Below are 15,606 nucleotides of genomic sequence, written 5' to 3'. Positions count from 1 at the left end.
GTCACCGCGAACGGGCTGTTCGGCGCGGGTACGGCGGCGCCTTCCGACCCGGCGTACGGGTGACGGGAAACACATCACCCGTACGTGTCAGCGGTGTTTCCGGCAGCACACCGCAACCGTACGGGGGACCCCCTGCGGCCACGGCCGCCGCCGCAGGGCGCCCGCCCGGCTCAGGGCCGCGCCCCGGGGACGGCCTCCGCGTGTTCCCACACCGTCAGGAACGCCAGCCGCAGGCACGCGGCCAGCGCCGGGTGCTCGATGTAGAGGGCGGTGGTAGCGCCGGTGCCGGCCACCGGGTCCGGCATGTCGCACAGCACCAGCGACGCGTCGGCGACCACCAGCTTCAGCGGCAGCCCCGCGGCGAACCGGCTCTCCTCCCCCGCCGCGCCGAACCTGCGCACGCTCTCCAGCACGTCGAGGTCGTCCAGCGCCTCGTGGGTGTAGATCGCCCGGACCGAGCCGCCGGCCCGGCGCAGCCGCCGTACCGCCTTGATGCCGGGGGTGTTCAGCGCCGGTGCGACGAACGGCGGCTTGCAGAAGCTGAGCAGCTCGTTCCTGGCCTGGGCCTGGATGTCGGTGAACGCCTCGGCGATGGACTTGGGGTCGCGGAGAATCTCCACGTAGTCCAGCGGCACGGTGTGGGTGCGGCCGTCGGCCCAGACCGGCACGAGGGCGGCGGTCAGGGTGGAGGACACCCGGTCCAGCCGTTCCAGCGCCTCCCGCTGAAGGGCCATCAGCCGGGCGACCGCCAACTCCGGGGCGACCGCGGAGAAGGTCGCGACCCGGCCGGGGTGCGCGGTGGCGAGCCGGCGCCGGACCAGCGCGTCGAGTACGTCGTAGACCCGCTGCCGGGGGACGTCGGCCTCGCGGGCGACCTCGGCCGCCGTATACGACTCCCGCCGGACGAGGGCGAGATAGACCCGTGCCTCGTAACGCGCCAGGCCCAGTGCGACAAGGTCGCCGACCGATCCTTCCTCCGTCTCCATGGCGCCTCAAGGTATACGCCGCGGATCGTCCGGCAAAGCGAGCGGCGCGGTCCGTACCGCGGAACGGCACAGGTTGGCCTGTTGGCACCCCCGGCGGGCACCTGGGGAAGCCGAGGGGAATCCTTTGCCATTACCCGGTGGTCCCTTGGTACTGCGCTCACTACCTTCAGAGCGGTCACCACTCAACGGGGTGGCAGTTAGCACCAGTTCGCAGTCGTCGACCGCCAGATCACCAGTGAACGTGCGCCACCCGAAGTCCCAGGCGATGCCGTGCCACTGTGATCGGTTGTTCACGGACCGTGGCGACCATGATCGATTGTCATGCTCCTGACATATCCACTCCGGTGCGGACGCCCTCGGGAGCCGATCCCCCCATGGAGGGCAGTTCATTGCAGTCGATGAGTCCCGGCCCGGTCAGAAGGGCCGTCCGCCGCGCCACCCTCGCGCTGGTCGCGACCGGCGCCCTGGTGGCCGGTGGCATGCTGGCCACCGCGGCACCTTCCGTCGCCGCCGCCCCGGCGTCCGTCCACACAGCCGCCCACACCGCGGCCAAGGCCGTCACGAAGACCGCCACCACCAGCGGCAGCCCGTCGGGATCGAGCGAGCGCGTGTGCGCGACCCCCGCCAAGGGCTACATGTCGTGTCTCGCCCTGGTGCGCACCGACGTGCTGCACCACCTCGGCGTCACCCCGAACGCCACCCCGTCCGGCTACGGTCCCACCGACCTGCAGAGCGCCTACGCGCTGCCGTCCAGCGCCGGTTCCGGCGCCACGGTGGCCATCGTCGACGCGCAGGACGACCCGAACGCCGAGTCCGACCTGGGCACCTACCGCTCGCAGTACGGCCTGCCGTCCTGCACCACGTCCAACGGCTGCTTCAAGAAGGTCAACCAGACCGGCGGCACCAGCTACCCGACCGCCGACCCCGACTGGTCCGGTGAGATCTCGCTCGACCTGGACATGGTCAGCGCGGTCTGCCCGCAGTGCCACATCCTGCTGGTCGAGGCGACCTCCGCGAGCATGGCCAACCTGGGTACCGCGGTCAACACCGCGGTCTCGCTCGGCGCCAAGTACGTCTCCAACAGCTACGGCGGCAGCGAGTCCTCCTCGGACACCTCCTACGACACCTCGTACTTCGACCACCCGGGCGTGGCCATCACGGTCAGCTCCGGCGACGAGGGCTACGGCGCCGAGTACCCCGCCTCCTCCAAGTACGTCACCGCGATCGGCGGCACCTCGCTGAGCCGTTCCAGCGGCAGCTCGCGCGGCTGGACCGAGTCCGTCTGGGGCAGCAGCTCCGGCGGCGAGGGCGCGGGCTCCGGCTGCTCGCAGTACGACACCAAGCAGAGCTGGCAGACCGACACCGGCTGCGCCAAGCGCACCGTCGCCGACGTCTCCGCGGTCGCCGACCCGAACACCGGCCTCGCGGTGTACGACAGCTACCAGGCCAGCGGCTGGCAGGTCTACGGCGGCACCAGCGCGTCGTCGCCGATCATCGCCTCCGTCTACGCGCTGGCCGGCACCCCCGCCGCCGGCACCGTTCCCGCCTCCTACCCCTACGCCCACACCGGTTCGCTCAACGACGTGACCAGCGGCGCCAACGGCTCGTGCAGCAGCAGCTACCTGTGCACCGCCAAAACCGGCTACGACGGCCCGACCGGCCTCGGCACGCCGAACGGTGTCGCCGCCTTCACCAACGGCGGTTCCACCGGCGGCAACACGGTGACGGTCACCAACCCGGGCAACCAGTCCACCAAGGTCGGCACCGCGGTCAGCCTGCCGATCCAGGCCGGCGACTCGGCCTCCGGCCAGACCCTGACCTACAGCGCGACCGGCCTGCCGGCCGGCCTGTCCATCGACCCCTCCACCGGCGTGATCTCCGGCACCCCGACCTCCGCCGGAACCTACAACGTCACGGTGACCGTGCACGACGCCACCAACGCCACCGGCTCGGCGTCCTTCACCTGGACCATCACCACCGGCACCGGCGGCGGCTGCACCCCGGGCCAGCTGCTCGGCAACCCCGGCTTCGAGAGCGGCGCCACCGCCTGGACCCAGAGCTCCGGCGTGATCGACAACAGCACCGGCGCGCCCGCCCACTCCGGCTCGTACAAGGCCTGGCTGGACGGTTACGGGACCACCCACACCGACACGCTCTCGCAGTCGGTGACCATCCCGGCGACCTGCACCACGGCGACGTTCAGCTACTACCTCTACATCAGCTCCTCGGAGACCACGACCAGCACGGCCTACGACAAGCTCACCGTCACGGCCGGCTCCACCACCCTGGCCAGCTACTCCAACCTCAACAAGGGCACCGGCTACGTCCAGCGCACGGTCAGCCTCACGCCCTACGTCGGGCAGACCGTCACGCTGAAGTTCACCGGCACCGAGGACTCCAGCCTCCAGACCTCGTTCCTGCTGGACGACACCTCGGTCACCGCGAGCTGACCCCGCTCGCACGGCGGGAGAGGCACACCGGGTAGGGAAGCGAAGAGCGGAGGGACCCGGACCGGCCCCCAGTGCCGGTCCGCGTCCCTCCTTTCCCGCGCCCGGCCACCGCTCAGCGCACGCGCACGGTGACCTGCCACCCGGCGACGGCATGGCAGGAGAGCCCGCCGGGCCTCGCCCCCGGGCAGACCCGCCGGAACCCGCTCAGCTCCGCGCTGCCCGCCCGGGCGCCGCGGTAGACGCCGGGTGAGACCGGGGTGAGCGCGGCGCCCTTCTCGGTCGCCGGCCGGTCGCCGACGCCGAGCCGCACCCGCAGGGTGCCGCCGACGCCGACGCACACCTCGTGCGCGGTGCCGCCCGGGGTGACCACGGCGTCGCCGCAGGCCGGCGAGATACCGGCGGCCGGTCGGGACGGCGTGGTCGCGGACCCGGACCCGGACCCGGTCCCGCCCGTCGAGGAGCCGCAGCCCGCCGTCAGCACGGCGGCGGCAACCGCCGTGAGCACGGCGGCAGACGTCCGAGCGCGCATCCGCGTCCTCCTTGCCCCTGTCCTGGTCCTGGTCCTGGTCCTGGTCGCAGATGTGACGCGGCGGCGCCCCGACCGGTTCCCCGCCGGAGGCGGACCGCCGGACCGCCGGCGCTGCCCGTTCGCCCGGGTCAGCGTTCGGTGATCCGGCCGGCCGCGACCTCGACGCGGCGGGTGACCTGCACCGCGTCCAGCATCCGGCGGTCGTGGGTGACCAGCAGCAACGTGCCCTGATAGGTGGCCAGGGCCGCCTCCAACTGCTCGATGGCGGGCAGGTCGAGGTGGTTGGTGGGCTCGTCCAGCACCAGCAGGTTCACCCCGCGGGCCTGGAGCAGCGCCAGCGCGGCCCGGGTGCGCTCGCCGGGCGACAGGGTGGCGGCGGGCCGCAGTACGTGCGCGGCCTTGAGGCCGAACTTGGCGAGCAGGGTGCGGATCTCGGCCGGATCCAGGTCGGGGGCCGGCGCCCGGAAGGCGTCCAGCAGCGGTTCAGCGCCCCGGAACAGCGCCCTGGCCTGGTCCACCTCGCCGACCAGCACACCGGGGCCGAGCGTCGCGCCGCCGGCGTCCAGCGGCAGCCGGCCGAGCAGCGCGGCCAGCAGGGTGGACTTGCCGGAGCCGTTGGCGCCGGTGATCGCCACCCGGTCGGCCCAGTCGATCTGCAGGTCCACCGGGCCGAAGGTGAAGTCGCCGCGCCGGACCCGGGCCCCACGCAGGGTGGCGACCACCGCGCCGGAGCGGGGCGCGGCGGCGATCTCCATCCGCAGCTCCCACTCCTTGCGGGGCTCCTCCACCACGTCGAGGCGCTCGATCATCCGGTCCGTCTGGCGGGCCTTGGCGGCCTGCTTCTCGCTGCTCTCGGTACGGGCCTTGCGGGCGATCTTGTCGTTGTCGGGGGCCTTGCGGACGGCGTTGCGCAGCCCCTTGTCCATCCAGCCGCGCTGCATCCGGGCCCTGGCCTCCAGGCCCGCCCTGGTGCCGGCGTACTCCTCGTACTCCTCCCGGGCGTGCCGCCGGGAGGTGTCGCGCTCCTCCAGGTAGGAGGCGTAGCCGCCGCCGTAGACGTTGACCTGCTGCTGGGCGAGGTCGAGTTCGACGACGCGGGTGACCGTACGGGTCAGGAACTCGCGGTCGTGGCTGACCAGGACGGTGCCGGCGCGCAGGCCGGTGACGAACTTCTCCAGCCGCTCCAGACCGTCGAGGTCGAGGTCGTTGGTGGGCTCGTCCAGCAGGAAGACGTCGTAGCGGCTGAGCAGCAGCGAGGCGAGCCCGGCGCGGGCGGCCTGGCCGCCGGACAGCGCGTACATCTCCAGGTCCAGACCGACGCCGAGGCCGAGGGCGGCGGCGGCCTCCTCGGCGCGTTCGTCCAGGTCGGCGCCGCCCAGCGCGAGCCACCGCTCCAGGCCGGTCGCGTAGGCGTCGTCGGCGCCCGGCGCCTGGTCGACCAGTGCCCGGGTGGCGGCGTCGAGTGCCGCCTGCGCGGCGGCGACCCCGGTACGGCGGGCCAGGAACTCCCGGACGGTCTCGCCGTCCGGCCGCCGTTCCGGCTCCTGGGGCAGGTGGCCGACGGTGGCGGTCGGCGGGCTGAGCCGCAGCGTGCCGTCCTCCGGGGCGGCGAGCCCGGCCAGCAGCCGCAGCAGCGTGGACTTGCCGGCCCCGTTGGCGCCGACCAGGCCGATCACGTCGCCGGGCGCGACGACCAGGTCGAGCCCGGAGAAGAGCAGGCGGTCGCCGTGGCCGGCGGCGAGGTTCTTGGCAACGAGGGTGGCACTCATCAGGGCTCGGATCCTATCGGGCGGGCCGCGGGCCGCGGAATCGGACATCCGGTAAAACCATGCAAGCACGCTTGATTGTTTTCCGGGCTGCTGCCAGGCTCGTCGCACACCGGGCGGCCGGCCGCCGTGCGGGGCGCTGCGCCGGTCGCCGTGGAAGCCGCGTGGAAGCCGCCGCCGACCTGGTCCCAGCCGCGGTCGGCGGCGCTGTCGATGCCGCTGTCGCCGCAGGGGAAGGGGGCGCCATGAGCGCGCTGGACGTCCGGGGCGCGGAGTTCGCCGAGCGCCGGGCGGTGATGCTGGAGCGGCTGGCCGAGGTGGAGTCCGTGCACGCCGAGGCGCTGGCCGGCGGCGGCCCGGTGTACCGGGAGCGGCACCGGGCGCGCGGCAGGCTGCTCGCCCGGGAGCGGATCGAGCTCCTGCTGGACCCGGACACCCCCTTCCTCGAACTGTCGCCGCTGGCCGTCTGGGGCAGCGACTTCACCACCGGCGAGACCTTCGGCCCCGCCGAGGCGGTCGGCATGGGCCTGGTGACTGCCGCGGAGGAGGCGCTGGAGCCGATCCTGGACGGGCTGCGGGCGGGTTCCCCGCAGGGTCTGGCCGAGTCGAAGGCGCTCACCGCCGGCCGGCTGCGTGCCGCACTCGACGAGCGGGGCGCCGACGTGGCGGCGGTCAGCGCCCGGCTGTTCGCCTCGGCCGAGGCCGCCGAGGGCGTGCGCGCGTTCCTGGAGAGGCGGGAGCCGTCATGGAGGTCGTGACCGAGCGCGCGCCGAAGCAGGACCGCAGCCGCGCCACCCGGCTGCGGGTGCTGGAGGCCGCGGTCGCCTGCCTGGCCGAACGCGGCTGGTCCGGCAGCACCCTCGCGGTGGTGTGCGCACGGGCCGGTGTCTCCCGGGGGGCCGCCCAGCACCACTTCCCGACCCGCGAGGAGCTGTTCGCCGCGGCCATCGAGCACGTCGCGGAGAAGTGGCTGACAGCGGTGCGCGACCGCGCCCGCAGACTGCCCCGCGAGGGCCCCGACCGCACCCGCGCGGTGGTGGACATGCTGGTGGCGGTCCATACCGGGCCGCTGTTCCGGGCCGCCCTGCACCTGTGGGTGACCGCCGCCGAGGAGGAGTCGCTCCGCCCCCGGGTGCGGGCCCTGGAGTCGCGGATCGGCCGCGAGTCGCACCGGCTGGCCGTGGAGTTCCTGGGCGCCGACGAGTCCGTACCGGGCGTCAGGGAGACCGTCCAGGCCACCTTGGACATGGCCCGCGGCCTGGGCCTGGCCGCCCTGCTCACCGACGACTCGCCCCGCCGTAGCGGGGTCGTCCGCCGCTGGGCGCAGATCCTGGACGCGGTGCTGTACGCGGACTGAGCGCCGCCTCCGGCGCCGGGCCGGTCAGGTTCGGCCAGTTTCGGGCCGCGGACCGGGCCGCGGCCTGCCGGGAGGCGACGGCCGCGGCCCCTCCTGCCGCCGGTCGCGCTCCGGGTCCGGCCGGGGCGCGCGCGGGGAACGTGGGCTGACCGGCGTCTGCCCGCGTGCGCCGGTCGCGTCCGCGGACCGCCCGCCGTGCCTTTCCGGCCTCGTCACCCGTCCTGACCGGCCGCTGCTTTCGGACAGGGTTCCCACGCCTCGTTGACACCTCCTGCGGCTCCCGGCAGGATCAGCGCCCATGATGACCTAACGTTTTCCCGGGTTCCGCGTGCCGGACCGGGAATGCGGTCGGTCTGATGCCATGATCTCTTCCGGGTGATCGGCCGGGCATAACCCGCAGCAGCGGCCCGCGTTGGGACGCCGTGTCATCTCCGCACCCTTGACGAGCCACGGCCATGATTGTTTCCGGTAAACCCTCCCGCGGGCTTCCGGCGATCTCCCCGACCTGGCTCCGGCACATTCAAGCTGCCCCGGTCCTACTGCCTTGGAAAGGGGCGTTCATGGCGGCCACCGGTCGGCCACCGCAATTCCGGGTGGCGTTGTCGCCCCTCTTACGGGCACGGTCCCGTGCCGTTTCCACGGACACCGGGCCGCCGGAACCGGAGGCGCCCGGCCCCGGCGGCGACATTCCCGGCTCGGTCGCCGCAATGACCGGGAAGGTGCTGCCGCTGGGCCTGCCGCTGGCTATCGGATTCGTCGCCCAGCTCGCCATCTCCTTCACCGACGCCGCGCTCGTGACCAGGCTCGGGGCGCGCGAACTGGCCGGGGTCACGCTCGCCTTGAGCGTCTTCAGCATGACCATGCTCTTCGGCCTCGGCATCGTCACGGCCGCGACCCCCAAGCTCGCCGCGGCGCACCGCTCGCGCGACACGGGGGCCGTGCGCACCTGGTACGTGCAGGGCGCGTGGCTGGCCGTGCTGGTCGGGCTGCTCGGGACGGCCGTGCTGTGGCAGACCCGTGACATCCTGACGCTCCTCGGCCAGAGCCCGTCCTCGGCGCGGATCGCGCAGCGTTACAACACCGGCGCCGCCGTCGGCCTGCCCTTCTTCCTGCTCTACGTCAACGCGCGCGGCCTGCTGACCGGAGTGGGCCGCCCCAAGCCGGTGACCTGGGTCATGCTGGCGGCCGTCCCCGTCAACCTGGGCCTGGGGTGCCTGCTGACCTTCGGCGCCGGGCCGGTGCCCGGCCTGGGCGTCTTCGGGGCGGGCCTGGCCAGCACGCTGGTGCGGGCGCTCGTCGTCGTGGCGGTCACGGCGGTGCTGCTGGGCGGCGGCTTCCGGGAGCTGGCACTGCGCGGCGCCCGGCTCGTGCCGCGGCCGGCGATGCTGCTCGACCTCGCCCGGGTGGGCGTCTGGATCGGCGCGCGCATCCTGCTCGGCGAGGGCTTCCTGCCCGTACTCGCCTTCTTCGTCGCCCGCTTCGGCGCGGACGCGACGACCGCCCACGCGATCGGGCTGCGGCTGGAGAGCCTGGTCGTCGTCTTCGCGCTGGGCTTCTCCGGCGCGGCGACCACCGTGGCCGCGTGGGCCCGGGCGGACGGCGACTGGCGTGCGCTGCGCGATCTGCGCTCCAGCCTGCTGCTGATCGGGCTGGTCTACTCCCTCGGCCTGTCCGCGGTCATCCTCGCCTCCTCCGGCTTCACCGGACGGGTGGTCTTCGGGCTGCACGAGCCGAAAGCGGAGGGAATGCTGCACAAACTCGTCTTCCTTGTGGTGGCCTACTTCGTCGTCGACACGCTCATCACGATGTCGATGGGATATCTGGTGGGCCTTTCCGACACGCGGCTCCCCACTCTCGTGGTGGCCGCGGGTTACTGGGTCGTCGGTCTCGGCACCGGCGTCCTGCTGAGTGAACTCACACCGCTCGACTTCTACGGACTGTGGCTCGGGGTGATCACCGGCGGATGCGTGATCGCGGTGTTCGTCTTCGCCCGGACCGGACAGCACATCGCCAGTCTCGCCAACTCCACGACGGAAGAGGCTCCGGAATGACCGAGGTGTACTCACCGGATTCGGCTCTGCTCGACTCCAAAGTGCGCGACATCGAGAGCGACGCCACGACGAACGACAGAATCGGACCCTACATCCGCCGGAACGACCGGCAGGTGCGGGAGACCCCGAAATCCCAGCTGCGCACGCGCCGCAAATGGGAAAGCGAGAAGCGGCGTATTCGCGCCCGCGTGCGTCTGGACCCGCAGGAGGTCAGGGCCTGGCAGCTGGAACGGGTACGCGCCCTGGTGGACGGGGCCTTCACGGCGATCCCGTTCTACCGGGAGCTGTACGCGGCGGTGGGCTTCGAGCCGGGGGACATCGTGACCTGGTCCGACTTCGAACAGCTGCCGGTCGTGAACAAGCGCATGATCGTGGACGCCGGTATGAGCCCCCCGACGGCCGCGGGCGACGCGCGCCGGACCGTGCACTCGGCGCGCACCTCCGGGTCGAGCGGGCTGAACCTGACGATCTACCAGGACAACGCCAGCGTCGACCACCGGGCCGTGCTGAACATGCGGCACTGCGAACTGGCGCTGGGCAGCGAGCTGCGCCCGCAGGACTGGCGCTACCAGGTGTACTTCGCCGCGGAGCGGATCACCTCGCTGCTGGGCGACTACCCGTACGTGACCCTGGCGCAGGAGTGTCCCACGGAGTTGCTCACCGAGCACCTCGAGCAACTCCGGCCCCGGATCGTGTTCGCCTTCCCCAGCTACCTGCAGCGGCTCGTCGAGCGGGACGTCGCACTCGACGCGTTCGGCGTGGAGGCGGTCATCACCAACTCCGAGCGCAGCAGCCCGCAGGAGCGGGAGAAGTACACCCGCGTGCTGCGGGTCCCGGTGGTCGACGAGTACTCCTCGGAGGAGTTCTCGCTGATCGCCTACGAGTGCCGGCAGCGCCGGTACCACCTCGTCGAGGACAGCGCCTACCTGGAGGTCGCGCAGCCCGACGACTCCGGTTTCGGGCACATGGTCGGCACCTCGCTGGGCAACGCGTTCATGCCGTTCATCCGCTACGACCAGGGGGACGTGGTCCGCCTCGCGCCACCCGGCGCCTCGTGCGGGTGCGGCTCGCGCTTCCGGACGATCGACGCGTTCCGGGGCCGCGAGGACGAGACACTGCGGGACGGGCCCGGCCGTGCGGTGCCGTCCGACGCCGTGCTCGGCCTGTGCGACCGCACCCTGGTGGTCCAGGAGTCCAACGTCCTGCAGTACCAGCTCGTCCAGACGGCGCCGGACCGGGTGCAGCTGCGCCTGCGGCTGTCCGACCCCGCCCGGCGCGGGGAGGACAACGCGCTCCTCGACGCCTTCGTCCGGGAGCTGCCGTCCCTCTTCCTGCACGAAAGGGTGCACGTGGACGTCGTGCACGTGGACGCCTTCGAGACGTTCGCCTCCGGCAAGCGGCGGCTGATCTTCGCCGAGGGCGCGTGGACCCGGGCCGCCGGCACCGCCCCGCGCACCGCGCCGGAAGCCGTCCGATGAGGCCGGCGGACCCGGGCCGGCTGTCCGGGCTGCGCGCCGAGCTGTACGACAGCGGCGCCCGGCAGGACGCGTACGAGCGCTCCGTGATCAACCTGATCGCCAGCGACAACGCCGTGCCGGGCTGGCGGCGGCACACCCTCCCGTACTCCGGCGACATGATCCAGGAGGGCATCGTCGGCAGGCGGCCGTTCGCCGGCGCGGCCCTGCACAACGAGCTGGAGCGGATCGCCGCGGAGGTCGCCTGCGAGGTCTTCGGCGTCGACCACGCGATCCTGCAGCCCCACTCGTGCAGCCAGGCCAACCAGGCAGTCTACCACGGACTGCTGCGCCCCGGCGACCGGGTGCTGGCGCTGCGGTTCCGGGCCGGCGGGCACCTCACCCACGGGATGCGGCACAACTTCTCCGGCCGTACGTACGCGTTCGACTTCTACGGGGTCGGGGCGGACGGCCGGATCGACTACGACGAGGCGCTGCGCGCGGCCAAGGAGTTCCGCCCCCGGCTGGTCGTCTGCGGCTCGTCGTCGTATCCGTGGATCTATGACGTGGCGGCGCTGCGCGCGCTGTGCGACGAGGTCGGCGCGTACCTGCACCTGGACCTCTCGCACGAGGCCGGGCTGATCGCCGGCGGCGCCTTCCCGTGCGACCTGGGGCCGGCCGACGTGGTGACCATGTCCCTGGACAAGACGCTGCGCGGGCCGCACGGGGCGGCCGTGCTGTGCCGGGCGGACCTGGCCGGCCGGATGGACGCCGCGGTGCACCCGGGCACGCAGTCGAGCTTCCCCGTGCGCAGGCTCACCGACGCGGCGGCGGCGCTGCTGGAGAGCCAGACGGCGGGCTTCGCCGAGTACGCGCGGCGCAGCGTCGCGCTGACCCGGGCGCTCGGCGAGCGGCTGCTGGCGTTCGACGCCCGTGCCGTGGTCGGCGGCGGCAGCGACAAGCACTACCTGCTGCTGGACACCGAGCGGGTCTTCGGGCGGGACGGACGCGCCGCGGAGGAGCTGCTGGAGGACCTCGGCCTGCTCACCAACCGCCAGTGGCTGCCGCACGACCGCTCCAGCGGGTTCGACGACGCCGGCGGGCTGCGGCTGGGCACGGCCTGGCTGTCCTCGTGCGGCTACGACACCGCGGACGCCGACGCGCTCGCCGACCTGCTGGTGCGGGCCCTGTCCGGCGATGACCGCGACGACTGCGCCGCCGCGTTCGCGGAGCTGGTCACCCGTGACCGGCCGGGCGACGTACGCGGCAGCACGGACTTCGACTGGACGGCCGCGGACGGGGGGAGCGAGGCGTGAAGACGCTGACGGACTACGAGCAGATGGGGTTCCGCACCGCGGCGAACCTCGCCGACGGCCACGCGTACCAGGGGCTCACCCGCGGCCAGGAGACCATCGTCGACCGGCTGGGCGCCACCTGGCGCAAGGCGGAGGCCGAGTCGATCCCGCAGTCGGAGCACCGCTACGTCGAGCGGTACGCCGGTCTGATCGGCTCGGCGAGCCTGCACCGGGCCGCGGGGCACCTGATCCTGCCGACCGCGTCGAACTCGATCGACCTGGTCGCCGCGTACCTGAAGCTGGCCGGCAGGCGGGTCCTGCTGACGCACCCGACGTTCGACAACCTCGCGCTCATCTTGTGGCGGCGCGGTGTGCGGCCGAATCCGGTCGCGGAGCGGGAGATCGCCGACGGCGGGCTGCTCGCGCGCCGGCTCGCCGACACCGACGTGCTGTTCCTGGTGAACCCGAACAACCCCACCGGCACCAGCCTGTCCGAGGACGCCTTCACCGCGGTGGTGCGGGCGTGCGTCGCCCACGGCGTCACGCTCGTCATCGACGCGAGCTTCCGGCTGTTCTACCCGCAGACCTGGGACGCCTACCGCGTGCTGCAGGATCTCGGCGCCTCGTACATCGTCTTCGAGGACACCGGCAAGGTCTTCCCGACGCAGGACATGAAGGCGAGCCTGCTGACGTACTCCGCCGACCACAGCGCCGCACTGCAAGAGATCTACAACGAGATATACCTGTGCGTCTCCCGGTTCACCCTGATGGTCCTCGGCGACTTCTTCGAGGAGGCGCGGACCGGCGGGCTGCACGAGTCCGTGCACGCCCTGGTCGCCACCCGGCGGGCCCAGGTGCGGCAGGCCCTCGGTGAGGGCCTGATAGAGCCGGCGGCCCTGGCCAGCAGGATCAGCGTGGAGTGGCTGTCCACCGCCCGCACCGGACTCAGCGACCGCGCCGTGGTGGAGGAGCTGCGCGCCCTCGGTGTGGGCGTGCTGCCGGGGCGCGGCTTCTTCTGGGACCGGCCGGACGCGGCGGACAGCTCCCGCAACGTACGCATCAGCCTCATGAAGCCGCGCGGCGAGTTCGAACGCGGACTGGCGATCATGGCCGACTACTTCGAGGGGCGGGTGCGGCGGTGAGGATCCTGGTGTCCGGCGGGTCGGTGCCCGCGCGGCTGGCCGACTACTGCCGCCGGCGCGACGTCGAGGTCGACCACGTCGGCCCCGCCCCGGCGCCCGACGAGCTGCGCCGGCGCGTCACGGCGGCCGACTACTACCTGCTCGGCGGCGACGAGCGGCTGTCGAAGGACGTACTGGCGGCCGCCGGCCGGCTGCGGTGTGTCTCCTTCATGGGCGTCGGCGCCGGCTCGTTCGTCGACCTGGAGGCGGCGCGCGAGCGCGGGATCAGGGTGCTGACCACGCCGGGGACGAACGGCGCGGCGGTCGCGGAGTTCGCCGTGGGGCTGGCCCTCGGCGTCATGCGCCGGATCCTGCCCGACCTCGGCGGCGGCCAGCAGCGGTCACGCGCGTCCACCGAACTCACCGGGGCGCGGGTCGGGGTGCTGGGCCTGGGCGCGTCGGGCTCGGCGCTGGCCGGGATCCTGGCGCGCGGCTTCGGCTGCGAGGTGCTCTACCACTCCCGTACCCGCAAGCCCCGGGCCGAGCGGGAACTGGGCCTGGCGCACGTCGGCCCGGCCGAGCTGTTCACCCGCAGTACCACCGTCTTCGTCTGCTGCGCGCTCAACGAGCAGACGGCCGGGCTGGTCGACGACCGGCTGCTGGGCGCCGGGCCCGCCCCGCGCTACCTGGTGAGCACCGCCGATCCCCGGGTGATCGACCCCGCGGCGCTGCTGCGGGCCCTGGAGACGGGCGCGCTGACCGGTGCCGCCATGGACGGGTTCTACCAGGAGCCGCTGCCGAGCGCGGCCGACGACCCCACCGGCCTGCTGCGCCTGCAGGGCGGCCCGCTCTTCGTCACCGGCCACATCGGCGCCTCCTCCGCGGCGTCCTGGTCGCGTATGGAGGACGCCGCCGTCGGCAACCTCCTCGCCGTCCTGGACCAGGAGGCGTGATGAGCGGCACCGCGGCCCGGTCCCTGGCCGGGCGGCTGCGCTCCCTGGTCCCCGACGACTGCCTGCTGCTGCCGTCGTCACCCGGCTACGACCGGGCCCGGCCGGTGTACAACCGGATGCACGACGCCCGGCCCGCGGCGATCGTGCGCAGCCTGGACGAGACGGTGCTGCACCAGGCCGTCAGCACCGCGGCGGAGCTCGGCGTGCGCATCGCCGTGCGCGGCGGCGGCCACCACATCGGCGGGTTCTCCACCGTCGAGGACGGGCTGCTGATCGACTTCTCGGTGTTCCGGGGCGTCTTCCCCGACCCCGGCGCCGGCACCGTGCGGGTGCAGCCCGGGGCGCGCCTGGCGGACCTGGACGCGCGGCTGTCCTCGGCCGGCCGCTGCGTGCCGTCGGGCACGGTCAGCGACACCGGGGTCACCGGGCTCACCCTCGGCGGCGGTATCGGCTGGCTCGTCGCCGAATACGGGCTGACCTGCGACCACCTGATCGGGGCCCGGGTCCTGGCGGCCGACGGCCGGGTCCTGGAGGTGTCGCCGCAGCGGCACCCCGACCTGCTCTTCGCGCTGCGCGGCGGCGGGGTCGGCGCGTTCGGGATCGTCCTGGAGCTGCGCTTCCGGACGATCCCGCTGCCGCGGATCACCGCCGGCTCCGTACGCTTCCCGCTGGACCGGGCGGCCGGCGTGCTGCGGCGGCTGCACGGCCTGCTCCGGGAGCGCACGCCGGTCGCGACGACCCTCGCCCCGGCGCTGGTCCACCGCGACGGCGTCCCCGAACTGTCCGTCGACCTGTGCTGCCACGACGACGGCGCGCAGGCCGCCCGGATCAGGGAGGCGATCGGCGGCGACTGGTCGGATGTCGTGGCCCGCGACTACCGGGAGTGGCAGGCGCACTTCGACTCCGCCTTCCTGCCGCCGATGCGCGGGTACTGGAAGTCCGTGCACTTCCCGCACCTCGCGCTCGACCCGGACACGCTGGTGGCGGCGATGCGGGCCGCGCCCACCGCGCGGTGCTCGGCCGTCGTGGAGTACTTCAACCCCGACACGCTGCGGGCCCGTGCCGAGGGCTCGGCGTACCCGCTGCGGGAGTCCCGGATGGGCGTACTGCTGTCGGCGCGCTGGCCGGACCGCGGCGACGACGACGCGCACGTGCGGTGGGCCCGGACCTGGGCTGACACCCTGCGGGCGGCCGGCGGCGCGAAGGCGTATTCCAACTACTCCGACGCCTCCGACTCCCATCGGAGCCTGACGCTGGACGACCCGGTGCTCGGCGGCGCGTTCCGCCGGCTGGAGCGCGCGTACGACCCGGACCGGCTGTTCGCCCGCGGCCACCGCACCGCGCTGACCGGCTGAGACGCGCCGACCGCGTACCTGCGGCGGTCCGCGGGCCCCGCCCGGCGCGTCGCGCGGGGTCACCCGGGCGGGTCACCCGGGCGGGTCACCCGGGCGCGGCGGGTTCCCTGGAGCCGGGGGCCCGCCCGGTGGTCCGCCGGAGGGCCTTTGGCGCCCGTGCCGGCGGCTGGGCGGCGGCCGGCGGAGCGGCCCCGCCGCCGGGTGCGCCGCTGCTCCGCCGCCCAGGTGGTTGGTTGGCGGAGGTTTTGCCGGGCAGGGGCGGGGTGGATCCTGGAAGGGAGGAGATGGC

General features: G+C 73.5%; 12 protein-coding genes. 9 read left to right on the top strand and 3 right to left on the bottom strand.

Annotated features, from left to right (window positions below):
- Nucleotides 1–170: 170 nt before the first annotated feature.
- The gene (locus tag RLT57_RS26150) at nucleotides 171–986 is read right to left on the bottom strand and encodes a TrmB family transcriptional regulator (protein WP_311299702.1); all 816 of its coding nucleotides are present in this window, start codon (nucleotides 984–986) and stop codon (nucleotides 171–173) included.
- A gap of 374 nt (nucleotides 987–1,360) precedes the next feature.
- On the opposite strand from RLT57_RS26150, the gene RLT57_RS26145 reads away from it, so the two are divergent.
- Nucleotides 1,361–3,436 carry a putative Ig domain-containing protein gene (locus RLT57_RS26145; protein ID WP_399129429.1) on the top strand — a complete coding sequence of 692 codons (2,076 nt, stop codon included), beginning with the start codon at nucleotides 1,361–1,363 and terminating at the stop codon, nucleotides 3,434–3,436.
- Between the two features lie 112 nt (nucleotides 3,437–3,548).
- On the opposite strand, the gene RLT57_RS26140 is transcribed toward RLT57_RS26145, so the two are convergent.
- On the bottom strand, nucleotides 3,549–3,965 hold the full coding sequence (locus RLT57_RS26140; protein WP_311299701.1) for a hypothetical protein: 417 nt from the start codon (nucleotides 3,963–3,965) through the stop codon (nucleotides 3,549–3,551).
- 128 nt (nucleotides 3,966–4,093) lie between these two features.
- The gene (locus RLT57_RS26135; protein ID WP_311299700.1) at nucleotides 4,094–5,734 is read right to left on the bottom strand and encodes an ABC-F family ATP-binding cassette domain-containing protein; all 1,641 of its coding nucleotides are present in this window, start codon (nucleotides 5,732–5,734) and stop codon (nucleotides 4,094–4,096) included.
- Nucleotides 5,735–5,976: 242 nt separating this feature from the next.
- Between RLT57_RS26135 and RLT57_RS33495 the strand changes: the two genes are divergently transcribed.
- From RLT57_RS33495 to RLT57_RS26095, 8 genes are all read left to right on the top strand, one after another.
- Complete coding sequence (locus tag RLT57_RS33495) at nucleotides 5,977–6,489, top strand: hypothetical protein (RefSeq protein WP_399129426.1); 513 nt, start codon at nucleotides 5,977–5,979, stop codon at nucleotides 6,487–6,489.
- A complete protein-coding gene (locus tag RLT57_RS26125; RefSeq protein ID WP_311299699.1) occupies nucleotides 6,477–7,088 on the top strand; it encodes a TetR/AcrR family transcriptional regulator in 612 nt (203 codons plus the stop codon). Before RLT57_RS33495 ends, RLT57_RS26125 begins: the two co-directional genes overlap by 13 nt.
- Before the next feature lie 707 nt (nucleotides 7,089–7,795).
- Nucleotides 7,796–9,139: an MATE family efflux transporter gene (locus RLT57_RS26120; RefSeq protein ID WP_311299698.1), complete on the top strand. Its 1,344-nt coding sequence runs from the start codon at nucleotides 7,796–7,798 to the stop codon at nucleotides 9,137–9,139.
- A complete protein-coding gene (locus RLT57_RS26115) occupies nucleotides 9,136–10,617 on the top strand; it encodes a phenylacetate--CoA ligase family protein (protein ID WP_311299697.1) in 1,482 nt (493 codons plus the stop codon). Before RLT57_RS26120 ends, RLT57_RS26115 begins: the two co-directional genes overlap by 4 nt.
- Nucleotides 10,614–11,909 carry a serine hydroxymethyltransferase gene (locus tag RLT57_RS26110; protein WP_311299696.1) on the top strand — a complete coding sequence of 432 codons (1,296 nt, stop codon included), beginning with the start codon at nucleotides 10,614–10,616 and terminating at the stop codon, nucleotides 11,907–11,909. Before RLT57_RS26115 ends, RLT57_RS26110 begins: the two co-directional genes overlap by 4 nt.
- Nucleotides 11,906–13,030, top strand: a complete 1,125-nt coding sequence (locus tag RLT57_RS26105) for an aminotransferase class I/II-fold pyridoxal phosphate-dependent enzyme (RefSeq protein WP_311299695.1) — start codon at nucleotides 11,906–11,908, stop codon at nucleotides 13,028–13,030. Before RLT57_RS26110 ends, RLT57_RS26105 begins: the two co-directional genes overlap by 4 nt.
- On the top strand, nucleotides 13,027–13,962 hold the full coding sequence (locus RLT57_RS26100; protein ID WP_311299694.1) for a D-isomer specific 2-hydroxyacid dehydrogenase family protein: 936 nt from the start codon (nucleotides 13,027–13,029) through the stop codon (nucleotides 13,960–13,962). The genes RLT57_RS26105 and RLT57_RS26100 overlap by 4 nt, the downstream gene beginning before the upstream one ends.
- On the top strand, nucleotides 13,962–15,317 hold the full coding sequence (locus RLT57_RS26095) for an FAD-binding oxidoreductase (protein WP_311299693.1): 1,356 nt from the start codon (nucleotides 13,962–13,964) through the stop codon (nucleotides 15,315–15,317). Before RLT57_RS26100 ends, RLT57_RS26095 begins: the two co-directional genes overlap by 1 nt.
- The last annotated feature ends 289 nt before the right edge of the window (nucleotides 15,318–15,606 follow it).

It is taken from the genome of Streptomyces sp. ITFR-21, from assembly GCF_031844685.1.
In the GTDB taxonomy this organism is placed as follows: domain Bacteria; phylum Actinomycetota; class Actinomycetes; order Streptomycetales; family Streptomycetaceae; genus Actinacidiphila.
This window is presented reverse-complemented; position numbering and strand designations above follow the sequence as displayed.

Coding starts and splice junctions, on each gene's coding strand:
- RLT57_RS26150 (WP_311299702.1), bottom strand. CDS start 986: ATGGAGACGGAGGAAGGATCGGTCGGCGACCTTGTCGCACTGGGCCTG.
- RLT57_RS26145 (WP_399129429.1), top strand. CDS start 1,361: ATGGAGGGCAGTTCATTGCAGTCGATGAGTCCCGGCCCGGTCAGAAGG.
- RLT57_RS26140 (WP_311299701.1), bottom strand. CDS start 3,965: ATGCGCGCTCGGACGTCTGCCGCCGTGCTCACGGCGGTTGCCGCCGCC.
- RLT57_RS26135 (WP_311299700.1), bottom strand. CDS start 5,734: ATGAGTGCCACCCTCGTTGCCAAGAACCTCGCCGCCGGCCACGGCGAC.
- RLT57_RS33495 (WP_399129426.1), top strand. CDS start 5,977: ATGAGCGCGCTGGACGTCCGGGGCGCGGAGTTCGCCGAGCGCCGGGCG.
- RLT57_RS26125 (WP_311299699.1), top strand. CDS start 6,477: ATGGAGGTCGTGACCGAGCGCGCGCCGAAGCAGGACCGCAGCCGCGCC.
- RLT57_RS26120 (WP_311299698.1), top strand. CDS start 7,796: ATGACCGGGAAGGTGCTGCCGCTGGGCCTGCCGCTGGCTATCGGATTC.
- RLT57_RS26115 (WP_311299697.1), top strand. CDS start 9,136: ATGACCGAGGTGTACTCACCGGATTCGGCTCTGCTCGACTCCAAAGTG.
- RLT57_RS26110 (WP_311299696.1), top strand. CDS start 10,614: ATGAGGCCGGCGGACCCGGGCCGGCTGTCCGGGCTGCGCGCCGAGCTG.
- RLT57_RS26095 (WP_311299693.1), top strand. CDS start 13,962: ATGAGCGGCACCGCGGCCCGGTCCCTGGCCGGGCGGCTGCGCTCCCTG.